Source organism: Streptomyces griseiscabiei, assembly GCF_020010925.1.
In the GTDB taxonomy this organism is placed as follows: Bacteria; Actinomycetota; Actinomycetes; order Streptomycetales; family Streptomycetaceae; genus Streptomyces; species Streptomyces griseiscabiei.
Map to the genome: position 1 here is coordinate 1,592,273 of NZ_JAGJBZ010000002.1, position 17,677 is coordinate 1,609,949.

The window sequence follows — 17,677 nt, forward strand, 5'->3', positions numbered from 1 at the left end:
TGGCCGGCCGATGGTCACAGGGGCTTCCACCAGCGGGTTTCGAGCCTGATCGAAAGGGGTCGCGATCGCGACCGCGAGTCGGCAGGCTTCGGTGCGGGCCACGCCCGTCCCGACATGAGAGGAACACGCACATGAGGTTTCGATGGCTGGTCGCCACCGCCGGCCTGGCCGCCGCGCTCGGCACGACCCTCGCGGCGCCGTCCGCGTCCGCCGCGTCCAACTGCTGGCGGCACGAGGACGGCATCAGGTGGTGGTGCAACAACGTCTCCGGCGCCCAGGTGTACGGATCGGTGGGCAACAACCGCCTCTACCCCAACCCGAACCAGGTCGTCGGAACCATGAACACCAACCCGAGCTGGTTCTACTGCAAGCTGGACAACCAGGCCTGGGTGGGCGGGCCGCACCCCACCCGCTGGCTCAGGACCGTCGCCGACAACGGCCAGTCCGGCTGGATGAAGGACACCGCCATCTACAGCGAGACGGACCCGCTGCGCGACTGCTGAGCCACGCGCACGCGCGCCCGCGCGCCTCCGCACCTCGGACAAACAGACAACGGTTGTCGGCGTGACACTGCCGACAACCGTTGTCTGTTTTTCGAGGATGTCGAAAGTCTTTCTGGGCGTACACCTCTTGTCGACCTGGGCCGGAGCCGCCTACCTTCCGCAGGGAACGCAGAGAACGTTTACTGTCGCGCCCCGGCCGGGAGGCTCCGTATGCCCATCTCCAGAAGATCCGTCCTGACCACGGCCGCGGCGGGGACCGGCACCCTCGCCCTCTCCGGTGGATGGTCCCCGGCGGTCGCCGCCCGGTCGGCGGGGGAGGGCGGTGCGGTCGCGCGAGGCGCCGGGCGGCTCGACGTCATCGACTTCGGCGACCCCGACTCCGAGGCCGCCCACGACTTCCACGGCCCGGACACCGCGACCGTCGACGGCAACGCCGGGGACAGGGCACGCGTGGCCAAGCCCCTGGCCACCCCCGGCATCAAGGGCGGCGACCTCCGCTTCACCCTCGCCGTCGACCCGGTCCACCAGAACCACCTGACCGTGAAGTTCTGGGGCGGCGACACCTCCTCGTACAAGACGATCGCGTACATCAACGGCGAGCAGATCGGTTACCGCCGCTCCGGCGACTACGAGGCCCTGAACACCGGCACGAGCCGCCCGCTCCCCGGCCGCTTCTTCTACGCCACGATCATGCTGCCGCTGGAGCACACCCGGGGCCGCACCCGCGCCGAGATCACCCTGCGGACGTACGACAACGCCTTCGCCGCCGAGGTGACCGCCGACTCCCGCGGCTACTACCGCGCCTACACGCACACCGGCACCCACCTGGCCCTGCCCGACGACGACCCCCGGGCCGACTTCACCCCGCCCACCGCCACGGTCCCCGGCCTCGACGACACGGCGCGGCAGGCCCTCGTGGACGGCTATGTCACCGATCAGGCGGCCCTCTTCAACTCCCTCTCCGCGAAGGTGGATTCGGCCGCCGACAGCCGACTGTCGATCGTCCGGTACGTCGAGGAGCTGTTCTTCTACGCGGGCGCGCTGGCCCGCGCCTCCTGGTGCCCGGCGAAGACCCCCGCCGAGCGCAGGGCGGCACTGCTGAGGGTCTTCAAGTGCGTCGACAACCACACCAAGGACTACTACGGCAACACCAAGCTCCTGGCCCGGGGCGGCCACCAGGGCGACTGGGGCGGCTACTACGGCGCGCTCGGCCAGGCCCTGTACCTGGTCGAGAACGTCATCGCCGACAACGATGTCTACGGCCGTGACGCCTTCGAACGCTTCCTCGACGAGCCCTTCACCACCGGCACCGAGGAGGGCGCGACCTCCCTCGACGAAGCCGACTGGGACGGCGGCCCCCTCACCCGCCGCGCCGCCTGGGAACGCGTCCTCAAGGCCAACTTCGACTACGCCCGCTCCCGCCTCTCCTACATCTACAACCAGGTGATGTACACCTACGAGGGCGCCTGGGAGGCCCATGAGGGGCTCCGTGTGATCGGCTCCGGCTTCTACGAGGGCCGGGCCCGCAGCCACCGCATCGTCGGCGAGGCCCTCGGCTGGGAGCCCTTCCTCGGCGAGGAGGTCCTTGTCGGCCCCGACGGCCAGGACCTCGACCTCTTCCACTCCCTCTTCCAGCACGACACCACGGCCCGCTGGACCGACGACTACCTCACCTACGTCATCAAGGGGCTGGCCCGCTCCAAGCTCGACAGCAACGGCGACATCGTCCGCCGCCTCCCCCTCGGCACCCACTTCACGACCATGACCGAGGCCGGCCACACCCGCGAGAACGGCTATGTCGCCAACTACGGCGAGGCCACCAACTACCTCCCCGAGTGGTTCCACCGCACCCGGGGCCACGCGGGCGACGAGCAACTCAACGACAGAATCCTGGAGTCGGCGCTGCGCAACCTGCACGCCCGCTCCCACGCCCGGATGACGGACCTCGACGACAACCTCAAGCGCACCATGCGCATGGAGATGGTCATCGACGAACGCAACACCAACTTCCCCGGATTCCCCGGCTATGTCCTGCGTATCTCGGAGGGCAAGCTCCTCCACTACGTCTCCCTCGCCCACCACATCGCCGCACACCCACAGCGCTACGCGGGCGAGAAGTGGGCGCGGACACGTGAACACGCCCGGGAGGCGGTGGGCTTCGCCCAGCAGCAGCTCGCCGACCACCAGTACTTCGAGAACTTCTCCCCGGTGCGGTCGAAGAACAAGTACGACCTCGAACTCGGCGAGACCTGGGCCTGGTTGAAGACCCAGGCCCCGACCGGGATCGTCCACCCGCACACCGACTTCGCCCACTACACCCCCGCCGAACTCACCGCCCTCGGCGTCCGCGCCGCCGACTACGAACGCTTCGCCTGGGTCGACGTGGACTGCATGTTCGTCTCGCTCCGCGACGGCGACACCCACCTCTGGGCCCAACTCAACGAACGTCAGCGCGGGTTCGCCCGCAACGGCCGCCTGCACGTCCGGCACCCGGACCGCGACCACATCGTCCAGATCCACACCGACGGGCTCTTCCGGTACGAGGACCACTGGGCCCGGATGGACAACATCGACGTCGACTTCATGGAGGACCAGCAGACCGGCGACGGCACCGCGCTCCAGGCCCTCGCCGGCGAGATCGCCCCCATCACCCTCCAGCCCGGCGTGGGCACGGTCCACCGCGAGAACTTCGAGGCCGACCACGCCTACTCCGGCTACCCGGACCTCCTCACCGCCCGCTACGGCCGCTACCTCTTCGTCCTCAACACGACCCGGAAGGCGTACGGCAACGAGCACACCTACGAAGTGGAGGTGCCGGACGCGGGTTCGGGCGTCCTCGACCTGGTGAGCGGCCGGAGGCTCCCCGTCCGGGACGGCAAGGTGACCGTACCGCCGAAGACCGGCCTGGTACTGCGCCTGGACACGGAGGAGGCGGACCGACTCCCGCCCTCCCACGTCGACTTCGTGCACACCCTGCCCGGCGACGACGCGGTCGCCGTCACCTGGCAGACCACGGCGGGCGCCACGCACTACGAGGTGCGCCGGGCGACACGACGGCGGGGCCCGTACCGGCTGCTCGCCGCGGAAAAGAAAGGCCGGTACTTCAGGGACGACTCCGCGCGGCCGGGGGAGACGTACTTCTACACGGTCACGGCGGTGAACCCGGCCGGTCGCGGCCGGACGTCGTACGCGATCGAGGCGAAGCCGCGGCGGTCCGCGTCGCCCGCGCTGCGGCGCACCGGCTGGCGCGACGACGCCCTGCACGGGGCCCGCCCCGGCAGCGCGCTCGTACGCGGCTCCGCCGTCCGCGTCCTCGGCGCCCGCGGCGACGGCCTGGGCGAGGGCGACGACTACCGGGTGCTGTCCCGGGACATCGAGGACGAGCTGCACTTCGTGAGCCGCCCGGCGGCGGGCGCCCTCACCCTCACGGCCCGTGTCGACACCGCGCGCGGCCCCCTGACCGGCCTGATGCTCCGCGACCGCCTCACCGCCGACACCCGCCATGTCTACTTCGGCGCGGACGCCGACGGCCGCCTCGTCCTCCACACCCGCACCCGGGACAGCCGCCACGACTGGCAGGACGACGTCCGCTCCCCGATCACCCGGCGCCCCGACGGCCGCACCCTGGCCGCGACCCCCTGGCTCCGGCTCGTCCGCGACCTCGGCACGCACCGCGTCCACGGCCAGGTGTCCGCGGACGGCCGTACCTGGGTGACGGTCGGGAGCCTGTTCGCCCCCTTCCCGTACGCGGTCCACGCGGGCGTCGCGGCCACGGGCGACGCCGCCTTCGCGAACGTCGAGGTCGCCCTGCTCGCGGCCGGCTCCGTGCTCGTCGCCCTGGAGCGGGACGGCGACACCGTCACCGTCCGCTGGAACAAGCCGGAGGACGCCCTCACGTTCACGGTGGAACGCGCCACGGACAGCGGTGGCTGGGAGGTGCTCGCCGACGGCCTCCGCTCCTACGCGCACGACGACAAGGGGCTCCGGCACGGCCGGCGGCGCTACCGGGTCACGGCTGCTCTCGTGGACGGCGGCACCCGCGTCTCCGCACCCGTCACGGCCGTCGCCGAGACCTTCGCCGACGTCCTCGCCCGCGCACGGGCGACCGACCCGGCCGCGTGGACGAAGCGGAGCCACACGGCCTTCACCGCCGAGCTGGACCGGGTGGAGGCGGCGACCGGGCAGCACGAGGACACCCGGATCGACGCGGTGTACGCGGCGTACGAGCTGCTCGTCTCCCGGGAGACCCTGCTGCGCCGGGGCGAGATCACCGCCGCGATGGTGAAGGCGTCCACCATCGCCTGGCCCGGCACCGGCACCCAGGCCGCCAACGGCTGGCGGGCCTTCGACGGCGACACCGCCACCTACACGGACACCCTGGCCGCCGACAGCTGGATCGACATCGACGCGGGCCCCGACGGAACCCTCCGGGTGGATCGGATCCGCGTCCTCCCGCGCCCCGGCTACGCGACCCGTGCCACCGGCACCGTCCTGCGCGGCTCCACCGACGGCGGCGCGACCTGGACCGACCTCCACACCATCGGCACCACGACGGACGGCGCCTGGTACGAGGCCCAGCTGCCGACCCCCGCGTCGTACCCCCTCCTCCGCCTCCACGACACCCACAACGGCCGCTGCAACCTGACCGAGGTCCAGCTCTGGCACTACGTGCCGGAGGAGTGATCACGCAGACACAAGCCCTGCGGGCCGGAAAAGCACGGGGCGCAGCCCCTGCTTTTCAGGGGCGCGGGGAACTGCGCGACCAGCCCCCCCCGAACCCGCACCCGACGACGCGCCCCGAAACGCCCCCCGCCCCCTCCCCCCGACCGCCGGAGGCATACCGTGGGGAGTCGCGCCCGGGCGATCCCCGGGCGGCATCGGGAGCGAGGAGACAACGGAATGGACGGCAGCCGCACCGCACTGGTGGAGGACCTGATGGAGAGGTTCCCGCACGTGCCACGGGAAGCCGTCTTCAAGGAGGACCTGCTCAGGGGCGGTGTCGCCTTCGACGCCTCCGCGCTGAGCGACAACGAGAAGGGCGACGTCAAGCCGAAGTCGTACTTCATCTTCTCCTTCGACCACGGCACCCTCCCCGAGCTCGGCGAGGCCGCCCTGCGCCGCCCGCCGGAGGAGATCATCCTCACCGGCGGCCCGTACGACCTGCGGCGCACGGTCGTCTCCGTACGGGTCAACCCGTCCTCGCCCTACCGCGTCGCGTCCGACGAGGACGGCCTGCTCGGTCTCTACCTCGACGGCAAGCGCATCGCGGACGTCGGCGTCCCGCCCATGCCGGAGTACTACAAGCACACCCTCTCCAACGGAAAGTCCGTGATGGAGGTGGCCCCCACCATCCAGTGGGGCTACCTGATCTACCTCACCGTCTTCCGCGTCTGCCAGTACTTCGGCGCGAAGGAGGAGTGCCAGTACTGCGACATCAACCACAACTGGCGCCAGCACAAGGCGGCGGGCCGGCCCTACACGGGTGTGAAGGACGTCGACGAGGTCCTCGAAGCCCTGGAGATCATCGACCGGTACGACACGGCGAAGACGTCCACCGCGTACACGCTCACCGGCGGAGCCATCACCAAGACGGTCTCGGGCCGCGACGAGGCCGACTTCTACGGCCACTACGCCAAGGCCATCGAGGAGCGCTTCCCGGACCGCTGGATCGGCAAGGTCGTCGCGCAGGCGCTGCCGCTGGACGACGTCAAGCGTTTCCACGACTACGGCGTGAAGATCTACCACCCCAACTACGAGGTGTGGGACGAGTACCTCTTCAAGATGTACTGCCCCGGAAAGGAGCGCTATGTCGGCCGCGACGAATGGCACAAGCGCATCCTGGACTCGGCCGGTGTCTTCGGCGCGCGCAATGTGATCCCCAACTTCGTGGCGGGCGTGGAGATGGCCGAGCCCTTCGGCTTCAAGACGGTCGACGAGGCGATCGCCTCGACCACCGAGGGCCTGCGGTTCTTCATGTCGCAGGGCATCACGCCCCGCTTCACCACCTGGTGCCCGGAGCCCACCACCCCGCTCGGCAAGGCCAACCCGCAGGGCGCGCCGCTGGAGTACCACATCCGGCTGCTGCAGGCCTACCGCGCCACGATGGAGGAGTTCGGCCTGTCCTCGCCGCCCGGATACGGCCCGCCCGGCCCCGGCAACGCGGTCTTCTCCGTCAGCTCCTTCATGGACAGCCTTCCGGCCGCCGAGGAGACGTCCGCGGAGGTTCCCGCACAGTAACTCCTGTGGCGGTTGAGTCGATCGGGGTCGGCGTACGTAGAACAACTCAATAGCGTGACCGCTGGTAACCGCACGGAAGACGCAGCTTGTCAGTTGTGTGGGAAGCGTGAAAAGCTCTGGGGCACTGCAAGGTGGTCCCCCCAACTCCCTTTGATTTAAAGGGTAGTTGACTACTTTTGCACACTTCCCCCCTCGCTCTGTGGATGCAGGAGACCCATGCCCGACCTGCCGAAGCCCCAGGACGCCGCCGAAGCCGCGCTGTTCTCCGAGTGCTGGGACGCGGTCCTGTCGTACGCCGACCTGTGCACGTCCGGTTCGACCGCGGCGACCCAACTCGCCACCGAGGCCTTCGCCAACGGTATGCACGAGGCGCACGCCGAGGAGACCGAGGCGGGATCCGACCGTGGCGCCGGTCGGCGTGCCCTGCGGCTGCCCCGAATACCGTTCCTCCTGACCTGGGTCAGGACCAGCGCCGCCGCCTGGGAGGCGGGCGGCCAGGGCCACCGGCTCGATCCCGATCTGCGCCTCTGGCTCAACTCGGAGAAGGCCGCCCGCTACACCGGCCCGCCGCTGCACCGCCCCCTCGCCCTGCGTGCCCTGCGCGACATGCAGGAACCCGACGCGGCCCTGCTGTGGCTGGCCGAGGTCGAGTCGCTGCCGCTGGGCTCGGTGGCCCGCCGGCTCGGCCTCGACCCGGCGGTCGCCAGGACCGAACTCGACCATGTGCGAGCCCTGTTCAGGGACCGGTGCCACCGCGGTCAGCTCGACATCTTCATGAACGCCGACTGCCGCACCTACGCGCGGCTGCTGGACGCGGTCACCCGCTCGCCCGGCACCGACACCCCCGAGGACCTGTCGCGGCACCTCGCCACCTGTGTGGAGTGCGCCGAGGCCGCGGCCTGCCTCGGTCTGCACGGCGGCGGTCTGCCCGCCGCGCTCGCAGGCGGGGTGATCGGCTGGAGCGGACTCGCCTACCTGGAGCGCCGCCGCCGCGCCGCCGACGCCGGACTGCTCCCCGGGCGCGCCGACTCCTCCGGCACCGACCGGGGACTCTCGCCGGGCAAGGAGCCGAGGCCCCGGTTCGGCCGCAACGGACTGCTCGCCGGAGCCGGACTGGTCTCCGTGCTCGCGCTCGCCGTCTCCCTCATGCCCTTCGGCGACGACACCGTCACCGACGCGTCCGCCGGTGAGTCGTCGGTGGTGCAGCGGGACCCGAGGTTCCCGGTGACCGGCTCCCCGTCCGGCGGGGGCTCCGAGCTGCAGAGCACGACCCGCCCCCAGGAGACCGGCTCCGGCGGCAAGGAGGGCGGCGAGGACGAGGGCAAGAAGGGCGACGGCGAGAAGGGCGACGGCAACACCAACGAGGAGCCCCAGGGCGACGCCTCGACACCGGCCCGCGTCACCCATGAACCGGTCGACCCCGGCAAGTCACCCGACGCCACCTGCCACGTCCGCTACCAGATCGTCAACGAGTGGCCCGGCGGCTTCCAGGCGACCCTCACCGTCACCTCCACCAAGGCCCTCGACGGCTGGCGCGTCGGCTGGACCTACGCCGCCGACCAGCGCGTCACGCAGATGTGGGACGGCACCTTCGACCAGGACGGCTCCAAGGTCACCGCCTCCTCCGCCGACTACAACAAGACCGTCGCCGCGGGCGGCACCTTCGGCGTCGGCTTCCTCGGCATCTGGCAGGGCTACGACAACCCCGAACCCGTCGACTTCACCCTCAACGGGCGCGGCTGCGAAGAGGGGAAGTGAGCGCGGGCGGGGTAGCGGAATAAACCGGTTGACGGGGGTCCCCGAGCCCCCGCTAAGGTGAGAGGACCGAGCACGGCGGCCGTTTCGGCCGCCGTCGCCAACCACGAGCGAGACAGGAGGTGTTGACCGATGGCTGTCACTGCGATGGGCGCTGCCCGCATCCAGGAATCCATCCAGTCCACCTCCGTGGCCACCGGCTGACTTCTCTCTTCCTCCGCGTCCGAGAACGCGGTGCCGGGCCACCCCTGTGAAGGGTCACCCTTGTCTCTCTCGTCCTTCCCGAGTTCATCGCTCTCCGCTTCCTCCTCGCACCCCCTCGTCCCCTACGGCTGGGACACCTCCTGGGCGGACGCCTTCGCCCCGTACGACGCCGAGGGCCTGCTCGCCGGGCGGGTCGTCCGCGTCGACCGGGGCCAGTGCGACGTCATCACCGCGGACGGTCCGCTGCGGGCCGACACCGCGTTCGTCACCCCGCACGACCCCATGCGGGTCGTCTGCACGGGCGACTGGGTCGCCGTGGAACCCGCGGGCGATCCGCGCTACGTCCGCGCCTACCTGCCCCGCCGCAGCGCCTTCGTCCGCTCCACCTCGTCCAAGCGCGCCGAGGGCCAGATCCTCGCCGCCAACGTCGACTACGCGGTCGTCGCCGTCTCACTGGCCACCGAACTCGACCTCGGCCGTGTCGAGCGGTTCCTGGCGCTCGCCTGGGAGTCCGGGGCGCAGCCCGTCGTCGTCCTCACCAAGGCCGACCTCGTACCGGACGCCGCCACGCTGGGGTATCTGGTGCAGGACGTGGAGACCGTCGCGCCCGGCGTCGCCGTGCTGACGGTCAGTTCCGCGCTCGGGGAGGGCCTCGACGTCCTCGCCGCGGTGCTCTCCGGCGGCACGTCCGTCCTCCTCGGGCAGTCCGGCGCCGGAAAGTCGACCCTCGCCAACGCGCTGCTCGGCGAGGACGTCATGGACGTCCAGGCCATCCGTGACGTGGACGGCAAGGGACGGCACACCACGACCACCCGCAACCTCCTCGCCCTGCCCGGCGGCGGGGTCCTCATCGACACCCCCGGCCTGCGCGGCGTCGGCCTCTGGGACGCCGAGACCGGCGTCGGACAGGTCTTCGCCGAGATCGAGGAGCTCGCCGCGGACTGCCGTTTCCACGACTGTGCCCATGTCGCCGAGCCCGGCTGCGCCGTCCTCGGCGCGGTCGAGTCCGGTGCGCTGCCCGAGCGACGGCTCGACAGCTACCGGAAGCTGCTGCGCGAGAACCAGCGGATCGTCGCGAAGAGCGACGCGCGGGTGCGGGCGGAGATCCGCAAGGAGTGGAAGCGGCGGGGCGCGGAGGGCCGCGCGGCCATGGAGGCGAAGAGGGGTGGTCTGCGCTGAGTTCCGGGTGCGGGTGAGCGGGGGCTGGTCGCGCCCACGCGGCGGAGCCGCATAGTCGGTACCGCCCCGCGCCCCTGAAAGGCAGGGGCTGCGCCCTCCGCCTTTCAGGGGCGCAGCGCCGTGTCCGAATTCCGCCGGACCTGGTCCTCCGCGTCGTCGACACTTGAAGGTATGAAGGACGAGGACACCAGGTACGAGGCGGTGCGGAGCAGGGACGGACGGTTCGACGGGGAGTTCTTCTTCGCCGTCGCGACGACCGGGATCTACTGCCGGCCGAGCTGTCCGGCGGTGACGCCGAAGCGGGCGAACGTCCGGTTCTACGCCACCGCCGCCGGTGCCCAGGGCGCCGGATTCCGGGCCTGCCGGCGGTGCCGGCCGGACGCCGTCCCCGGGTCGGCCGCATGGAACGTGCGCGCGGACGCCGTGGGCCGGGCCATGCGGCTCATCGGGGACGGCGTGGTCGACCGGGAGGGCGTCGCCGGACTGGCCGTGCGGCTGGGATACAGCGCACGGCAGGTCCAGCGGCAGCTCACCGCCGAGGTCGGCGCCGGGCCCGTCGCCCTGGCCCGCGCCCAGCGCGCCCACACCGCCCGCGTTCTCCTCCAGACCACCGCGCTCCCGGTCACCGAGATCGTTTTCGCGGCCGGTTTCAGCAGCGTGCGCCAGTTCAACGACACGATGCGGGCCGTGTACGCCATGACCCCGAGCGCCCTGCGCGCCGGCGCACCCCGGCGGCCCGCCGGTGCGCCGACCACCGGTATTCCGCTCCGGCTCGCGTACCGGGGCCCGTACCAGGCCGCCGCGCTCTTCGATGTCCTCGCCGCCGAGACCGTCACCGGCGTCGAGGAGACGACCGGTGGACGCGGGCACCGCACCTACCGGCGCACCCTCCGCCTCCCGTACGGCACCGGCGTCGCCGAGGTCGGCGAACGGCCCGGGGGCGGCCGCCGGGGCAGCGCGGACGGCGGCTGGCTCGACGCCCGGCTGCATCTCACCGACCCCCGGGACCTCACCACCGCCGTACAGCGGCTGCGCCGGCTGTTCGACCTGGACGCCGACCCGTACGCCGTGGACGAACGCCTCGGCGCGGACCCCCGGCTCGCCCCGCTCGTCGCCGCCGCGCCGGGGCTGCGCTCGCCGGGCACGGCCGATCCGGAGGAGTACGCGGTACGGGCGCTCGTGGGGCCCGACGAGGCGGCCCGGCTCGTACAGGTGTACGGGAAGAGGCTGGACTCCCCGCACGGGGCACTGACCCATCTGTTCCCCGACCCGGCCGCGCTGGCCGGCGCGGGCGGTCCGCTCGGGGCGCTCGCCACCGCCCTCGCCGACGGCACCCTCCGTCTCGACGTGGGCGCCGACCGGGAAGCCGCCGAGGCCGCGCTGCCGGCGCTGCCGGGCCTGGACGCGCGGACCGTCGCCGAGATCCGCACCCGCGCCCTCGGCGACCCGGACGTGGCACCACCGGACGGGACCGCGCCCGACAGCTGGCGGCCCTGGCGGTCCTACGCCCTCCGCCGTCTACGGACACAAGAGCCAACACGCGTACAGGGACAGGGAGTTCAGTCGTGAGCATGGAACACGGGACGCGCTGCACCTTCGTCGACAGCCCCGCCGGGCAACTCCTCCTCACCGCCGACGAGTCCGGTGCCCTCACCTCGCTCTCCGTGCCGGGGCAGAAGGGCGGCCGGGTGCCGCTGCCGGGCTGGGTGCGCGATCCGGGGCCCTTCCGGCCGGCCGAGGAGCAGCTCGCCGCCTACTTCGCCGGTGAACTCAAGGAATTCCACCTGGAGTTGCGCGGCGAGGGCACCGAGTTCCGGCGGCGGGTCTGGGCCGCCCTCGACGACGTGCCGTACGGCGAGACCACCACGTACGGGGCCATCGCGGGCCGGATCGGCGCGCCCCGCGCCGCCGTCCGGGCCGTGGGCGGCGCGATCGGCGCGAACCCCCTGCTCATCGTGCGCCCCTGCCACCGGGTGATCGGCGCGAACGGCGCGCTCACGGGGTACGCGGGCGGACTCGACCGCAAGCGCCTCCTGCTCGGTCTGGAGGGCGTGCTCTAGCGCGGCCAACGGTGTGAGAGTGGGTGCGCGAGGCCGTCGCGCCGGGAAGTGATGAGGGACTTTCGTGGCTTTCGCCGCTTCCGCCGAGCGAAGGGCGGTCCCGTATGACCGGTTCGGTCCGCATCCCCCACCCCCACCGCACGCGCCTCACGGCCGTCACCCTCGCACTCGCCCTCCTCGCCGCACTCGTCCTCGCCGGCGCGCTCCCCGCGCGCGCCGGCGCGGTGGTCGACCCGGCGGCCACCCGGCGCTGGACCGGCACCTGGGCGGCAGCCGCCTCCGGTACGGCACCCGCGCCGCCGGGGGCGTCGATCCGCAACGTCGTCCATGTGAGCGTCGGCGGCGACGCGGTCCGGGTCCGGGTCTCCAACCGGCTCGGCACGGCCGCGCTCCGCCTCGGCGCCCTCACCGTCGCGGCCCAGGAACCCGGGGTGCCCGGCAGCCCGCACGCGCTGCCGGGTTCCCTGCGCACCGCCACCTTCGGCGGCGCCCCCACGGTCGTCGTCCCGGCGGGCCAGGACCGGGTCACCGACCCCGTCGCACTGCGCGTCCCGGCGCACAGCAACCTCCTCGTCTCCCTGTACACCCCGGACGACTCCGGCCCGGCCACCTTCCACCGCTCCGCCCGGCAGACCAACTTCCTCTCCCCGGCCGGGAACGGCGACCGGACCGCCGACGAGGACGGCTCCGCGTACACCACGGCCGTCGGCAGCTGGTACTACGTCACCGGGGTCGACGTGCTCGGCTCCTCCGCCGCCGGCAGCGTCGTCGCGCTCGGCGACTCCATCACGGACGGCAACGGCTCCACGGCCGACGCCAACCGCCGCTGGCCCGACCGGCTCGCCGAACGGCTGCGGGCCCTGCCCGCCGACCGCCGGCTCGGCGTCCTCAACGCGGGCGTCTCCGGCAACCGGCTGCTGCGCGCCGGCGTGGGCCCGAGCGTCCTGGAGCGGTTCGACGCCGACGTCCTGACCCGCACCGGCGTCCGCACCCTGATCGTCATGGCGGGCATCAACGACATCAAGGGCATCCCGAACGCCACCGACCCGGCCGCCTTCACCGCCGCGTACCGCGCCGTCGCCGACCGCGCCCACACCCGAGGCATCCGGGTCGTCGGCGCCACGCTCACCCCGTACGGCGGCCACGGCGCGTACACGGCGGACCGGGAGCGCGTACGGCAGGCGGTCAACGCCTCCATCCGGGACGACCGGATCTTCGACGCGGTGGCCGACTTCGACCGGGCCGTCCGCGACCCCCTCCTCCCGCACCGGATCAGCCCCGCGTACGACCCCGGCGACCACCTGCACTTCAACGACGCGGGCATGCGGGCCCTGGCCGACACGGTCGCACTGGCCGACGTGACCCCCTGACGGCGGCCACCCCTCCGGGCGGCTCAGCCGCCGAACACCACGCCCACCCACGCCCCCGCGACCAGCAGACACGCGAAGAGTTCCGTCAGGACGCTCGACCCGCCCGCGCGCATCGCCGTGCGGGTGGCGTCCTTCGCGGCGCCGGGGCGGCCGAGGCGGAGCCGTTCCGAGAGGTAGATACCGCCGACGAAGCCGGGGATCGCGCCGAGCACCGGGAGCAGCACGAAACCGAGGAGGGCGCCGGCACCGGCGTAGACGCCCATCCGGGGCGTGGCGCCGCTCTCCGCCAGACGCCGGGGCGGCAGGCCCCAGCGGACCGCCCGGGCCACCAGCAGGACGACGGTGGCGCCCACCAGCACCCACCAGGCGACGGGCCGCGGGTCCTCCAGCGCCCACCACATGACCCCGGCCCACACCAGCAAGGACCCCGGTACGCCGGGCACCAGTACTCCGCACAGGCCGAGCAGCAGCACCACCGCGACCAGCAGGAGTTCCCACGCTCCCATCTGCCCAGGGTGCAGGATCGCGAGAGAAAGCGCAGGTCAAGAGCGGGGCGATGGGGCGGGGAGCGGCGCGGGGAGCGGCGCGGGGAGCGGTGCCGCGGTGGGTCGGCCCCGGCTGCAGCCGGGTGGCCGACGCCCGGGGTGCGGCGACCCAGTAGCCGGGGCACGTGGAGGACCGGGCGGCGAGACCGTGCCGCTGCGGGCGCCGGAGCGCGCGCTCGGTGTCGTGCTCCCCGAGCGTGAGCCGACGCGCCAGGTCACCCGCAGGCGGTGCACCTCTCATCCGTCGCCGCGTCTCCCGGCGCGCTTCCGTTCCGCCTCGGCACATCGGCACCGCACCGTGCCTGGTGCCGGCGAGGCGGGGTACACAGCGGAATCCCAGGAACATGCCTCACACTCGGGCGGACCGGCCCACGCGCCCGCACCGCGCCCCGGTCACTCCGGCGCCGCCGGGCGGTTTCTCCTGTGGGGGGTGGCACCGCCCGGCGGTCTCTTCAGGTTCCATGCCGCCGAGTCGACCGTCCCCCTCTTCGCTCCGCTCCCTCGACTCCCTTGCCTCGCACCGGAGTTCGACATGTAGTCCGACACGCCGTGCCGTCGTCGGCTCCGCGGGCTGATTTTCCGGATGCCCCGTTTTCATACGGCTCCCGAGGTGGACAATTAGGGGCATGAGCCAGCAGGGGGAGAGGCCGACCGGTCAAGAGGACGACTGGTGGCGGCAGTTGTACGACGACGCGAGCGGGGACACGGGCCCCTCGGTGGCGGCCGATTCCCTCGACGACCGCTTCGCCTCGGCGTCGGACACGGTACGCAAGCCGCCGCGGGGGCCGGGAGCGCCGGGGTCGTCCGGAGCGCCACGGACACCGGGGGCCTCGGAGTCGCCGGGGGTGCCGGCGGACCCGGCGAGTGCGGCGGGCGGGCCGCGCGGGCAGGGCGGTCCGGGGGCGTCGACACAGGTGGACCGGGTGAGCCCTGCGAACCCAGCGGGCGCGTGGGGTGCCTCGGGGGCCTCGGGTGCGTCGAGTCCCCGGGGTGCCTGGGGGGCTGTCCCGGGCACGTCGGGTGCCTGGGCGGCCGTGCCGGGTACGTCCGCCGCCAGGGGAGTGCCGGGCGGCGGCGGCCGTACACCGGCCGGGCCGAGCGCATCGGCCGGATCGACCGGATGGGACACCGGATCGGCCGACTCGGACACCGCTTCGGACACCGCTTCGGACACCGGGTCGAAGCCGACGAACGGCCCGCGCCCAGCGCCACCCGCCTCGGCCCCACCCGCCTCGGCCCCACCCGTCCCGGGCCGACCCCCCGTCGCGCCGGGCGCCCTGTCGGACAGAGTGCCTCCCCAGGGTTCACCGGGCGGCCCCGGCCCCGGTGGCGCCCCGCCACCGCGCCCGTCCGCTCCGCCTTGGCGTGCCCCCGCCCCCGCCGGGGACGCCCTCCGCCGTAGCGGTCTCACTCCGCAGCCCGCGCCCTGGGAGCCGCCGTCGGCCCAGCCGTCGGGCCCCGTGACCTTCCCGCCCGGCCCCACCCCGTCGGGCTTCCGCACGGCCACGCCGTGGGGGCGCACGCCCGCGCGGCCACCCGCCCCCGGGCAGCAGCCCTCCGCGCCCCCGCTGCCACCACCCGGGGTGCCCACCTCGCGCCCCCCTACCGACGTGACCCCTGCCTACGGCGGCCGGCGCCAGGCGGATCCGCGGAGCGACGCGACGCCTCCGCAGGACGCCCCCCACGGCGGCCCGCCCTCCTCGCCTCCTCTGCCCGTTCTGCCCCCGTCCCCCCGACCGGCCCCCGAGCCGTCCGATGCCCGGCCCTCCACCCAACTGGACCTTCCGACGCTTCAGGCCGACGAGGTCTCCCTCGTCGGCGGGGTCGGGTACGTGGGGTCCGGGCCGCCGACGTACGACGCGGAGCCGACCGCGTTGCCGGTGGCGGATCCGGAGGATCTGGGGGACCTGGTGGCGGACACGGTGCTGGACGGCGCGCGCTACGGGGCGTGCACGCTGCGCGCCGCGTCGCTACGCGGCGACTCCGCGCGCTACCGGGGCGAGCCACGCCGCGACGCGCTGCTCACCGCCCGCTTCGGTCTGGGCGAACAGGCCCTCGTGCTCGTGGCCATGGCGACCGGCGCCCGCGCCACCCCGGGCGCACACCGCGCGGCGGCAGAGGCCTGCCGCTGGATCGGGCGGGCCATCGGGCTGAGCCATGCGCGGCTGGTGGAGGACATCCGGGCCGGCCGGCGCGGCGATCTGAAGTCGGGGCTGCACCGCCTCACCGACCGCAGCCTCGGCAAACTCCGCGCCAGCGCCGTCGAACAGGGGCTCGACCCCGAGGAGTACACGGCGAGCCTGCGCTGTCTGCTGCTCCCGGCCGACCCCCGGTGCCGTACGCGGGTGTTCTTCGGGGTCGGCGCCGGGGGACTGTTCCGGCTGCGGGGCGGGGAGTGGCAGGACATAGAGCCGCGGGTCGCCGACACGGCGGGCGCGCCGGTGGTCGGCTTCGGCTCGCTGCCGCACGAGACCCCCGACGGCGACCGCCTCACCATGGACCTCGGCATCGCGACACCGCCCAGTCCGTACGAACCCGCCCCCGCCCCGCCCCGCGAACCCTTCCGGTTCCGCGCGTCGGTGGCCCGGGAGGAGGACGTCCTGCTGCTGTGCACCGGCGGTCTGGCCGAACCGCTGCGCGGCGAGGCGCCGCTCGCCGAGCATCTGGCGGCGCGCTGGGGAGCCGTGGAGCCCCCCGGTCTCGCCGCCTTCCTCGCCGACGCGCAGGTCAGGGTCAAGGGGTACGCGGACGACCGTACGGCCGCCGCCGTGTGGGAGTCGTGACGCGACGGCCCGGCGCGGGATCAGGGGCGTCAATCAGCCGCGGGTGGCCTCGGGTTGGCCGGTAAGGGCGCAGGAGAGGGCGCAGGATTCCGGCCAATCAACATCATCGGTGTGAGTGCTCCGGCCCGTGCGGGGTAGACGGTTCGGTCGCGGAAGTCGAGCCCCGGTGGCGTACGGACGGATCGACAGTCTCGTCTGGGCAGTTGGGCCCGGCGGCCGCGATCGGGCCGGGGCGGTCCGGAGCGGGCGGGGCGCCGGGTTCGTCGGGCTGTGCGGCGGTTTCGCGGCGGGGGAAGCGCTGTCACAAGGTACCGGCAGCTGGCTTGACTCTGTGCGTTTGAAAGCGTACGGACGGTCGTTGACGATTCGACATGAGTGCCGCGATCCGGACGGGGCATGGATCCCCGTGTACGTGTTCGAGCAGGAGGGGAATCGTCATCGGCTTGTGGGCGGGGGTCATGAAGAGGCAGGCGCGAGGGGGCGGTCCCATGGCGATCGGGGCCTCCTCGGCAGAGGTGGAGGAGACGACCGGTGACGCGGCGGACAAGGCCGACGCCGAACAGCTCAGGCGCAGACTCGGGCGGGCGGATCTGAGGGCGGTTCCCGAGGCCCGCAGGGCGCTGCGGGAGCTGCTGCGGCAATGGGGGCGGCCGGAGCGATCGGAGATAGCGGAACTGCTGACGAGCGAGCTGGTCACCAACGCGCTCGTCCACACCGACCACGACGCGGTCCTGACGGCCACCGTCTCACCGAGCGGACTCCACGTGGAGGTACGGGACTTCGTGGGGCGCAGGCCCCGACCGAGGGTGGCGCCCGCCGACGACAGCACGAGCGGCCGCGGTCTCCTGCTCGTCCAGTCGCTGGCCGACGCCTGGGGAGTACGGGCGCACGGGGTGGGCAAGGCGGTGTGGTTCGACCTGGACGGCGGGCTCACCTGACTCCGCGAACAACCTCACCGGCGACGGACATGAGCGTCGGACATGAGCAACGGACAGGGGCGCGGCTCGCTGCCGCGCCCCTGTCCGATGTGTGGCTCTGTGG

General features: G+C 73.1%; 12 protein-coding genes and 1 pseudogene. 10 read left to right on the forward strand and 3 right to left on the reverse strand.

What is annotated here, in order from left to right:
* The first annotated feature begins 131 nt into the window (after positions 1-131).
* From J8M51_RS24400 to J8M51_RS24435, 8 genes are all read left to right on the forward strand, one after another.
* Complete coding sequence (locus tag J8M51_RS24400) at positions 132-503, forward strand: hypothetical protein (protein ID WP_086758599.1); 372 nt, start codon at positions 132-134, stop codon at positions 501-503.
* 210 nt (positions 504-713) lie between these two features.
* Positions 714-5,186 carry a discoidin domain-containing protein gene (locus J8M51_RS24405; protein WP_086758600.1) on the forward strand — a complete coding sequence of 1,491 codons (4,473 nt, stop codon included), beginning with the start codon at positions 714-716 and terminating at the stop codon, positions 5,184-5,186.
* A 216-nt stretch (positions 5,187-5,402) separates the two neighbouring features.
* Positions 5,403-6,740: a radical SAM protein gene (locus J8M51_RS24410; protein ID WP_086758189.1), complete on the forward strand. Its 1,338-nt coding sequence runs from the start codon at positions 5,403-5,405 to the stop codon at positions 6,738-6,740.
* 216 nt (positions 6,741-6,956) lie between these two features.
* On the forward strand, positions 6,957-8,498 hold the full coding sequence (locus tag J8M51_RS24415) for a cellulose-binding domain-containing protein (protein WP_086758190.1): 1,542 nt from the start codon (positions 6,957-6,959) through the stop codon (positions 8,496-8,498).
* Positions 8,499-8,759: 261 nt separating this feature from the next.
* On the forward strand, positions 8,760-9,878 hold the full coding sequence (gene rsgA / locus J8M51_RS24420; RefSeq protein ID WP_086758192.1) for a ribosome small subunit-dependent GTPase A: 1,119 nt from the start codon (positions 8,760-8,762) through the stop codon (positions 9,876-9,878).
* 171 nt (positions 9,879-10,049) lie between these two features.
* Positions 10,050-11,447, forward strand: a complete 1,398-nt coding sequence (locus tag J8M51_RS24425) for an AlkA N-terminal domain-containing protein (protein WP_086759186.1) — start codon at positions 10,050-10,052, stop codon at positions 11,445-11,447.
* A 2-nt stretch (positions 11,448-11,449) separates the two neighbouring features.
* Positions 11,450-11,938, forward strand: a complete 489-nt coding sequence (locus J8M51_RS24430; RefSeq protein ID WP_086759188.1) for a methylated-DNA--[protein]-cysteine S-methyltransferase — start codon at positions 11,450-11,452, stop codon at positions 11,936-11,938.
* A 104-nt stretch (positions 11,939-12,042) separates the two neighbouring features.
* On the forward strand, positions 12,043-13,308 hold the full coding sequence (locus J8M51_RS24435; protein ID WP_086759190.1) for an SGNH/GDSL hydrolase family protein: 1,266 nt from the start codon (positions 12,043-12,045) through the stop codon (positions 13,306-13,308).
* 23 nt (positions 13,309-13,331) lie between these two features.
* Here J8M51_RS24435 and J8M51_RS24440 read toward each other — a convergent pair whose 3' ends face one another.
* The 3 genes and pseudogenes from J8M51_RS24440 to J8M51_RS24450 form a co-directional block, all read right to left on the reverse strand.
* Complete coding sequence (locus J8M51_RS24440; RefSeq protein ID WP_267299472.1) at positions 13,332-13,814, reverse strand: DUF456 domain-containing protein; 483 nt, start codon at positions 13,812-13,814, stop codon at positions 13,332-13,334.
* Between the two features lie 136 nt (positions 13,815-13,950).
* Positions 13,951-14,139 (reverse strand): annotated as a pseudogene (locus J8M51_RS46305) (helix-turn-helix transcriptional regulator); the annotation flags it as partial.
* Between the two features lie 369 nt (positions 14,140-14,508).
* The gene (locus J8M51_RS24450) at positions 14,509-15,015 is read right to left on the reverse strand and encodes a hypothetical protein (RefSeq protein ID WP_267299473.1); all 507 of its coding nucleotides are present in this window, start codon (positions 15,013-15,015) and stop codon (positions 14,509-14,511) included.
* Positions 15,016-15,142: 127 nt separating this feature from the next.
* On the opposite strand from J8M51_RS24450, the gene J8M51_RS24455 reads away from it, so the two are divergent.
* Both J8M51_RS24455 and J8M51_RS24460 read left to right on the forward strand, forming a co-directional pair.
* A complete protein-coding gene (locus J8M51_RS24455; protein WP_317852986.1) occupies positions 15,143-16,636 on the forward strand; it encodes a protein phosphatase 2C domain-containing protein in 1,494 nt (497 codons plus the stop codon).
* 488 nt (positions 16,637-17,124) lie between these two features.
* Positions 17,125-17,574, forward strand: coding sequence for an ATP-binding protein (locus tag J8M51_RS24460; RefSeq protein WP_086758860.1), 450 nt, complete (start codon positions 17,125-17,127; stop codon positions 17,572-17,574).
* Positions 17,575-17,677: the final 103 nt, after the last annotated feature.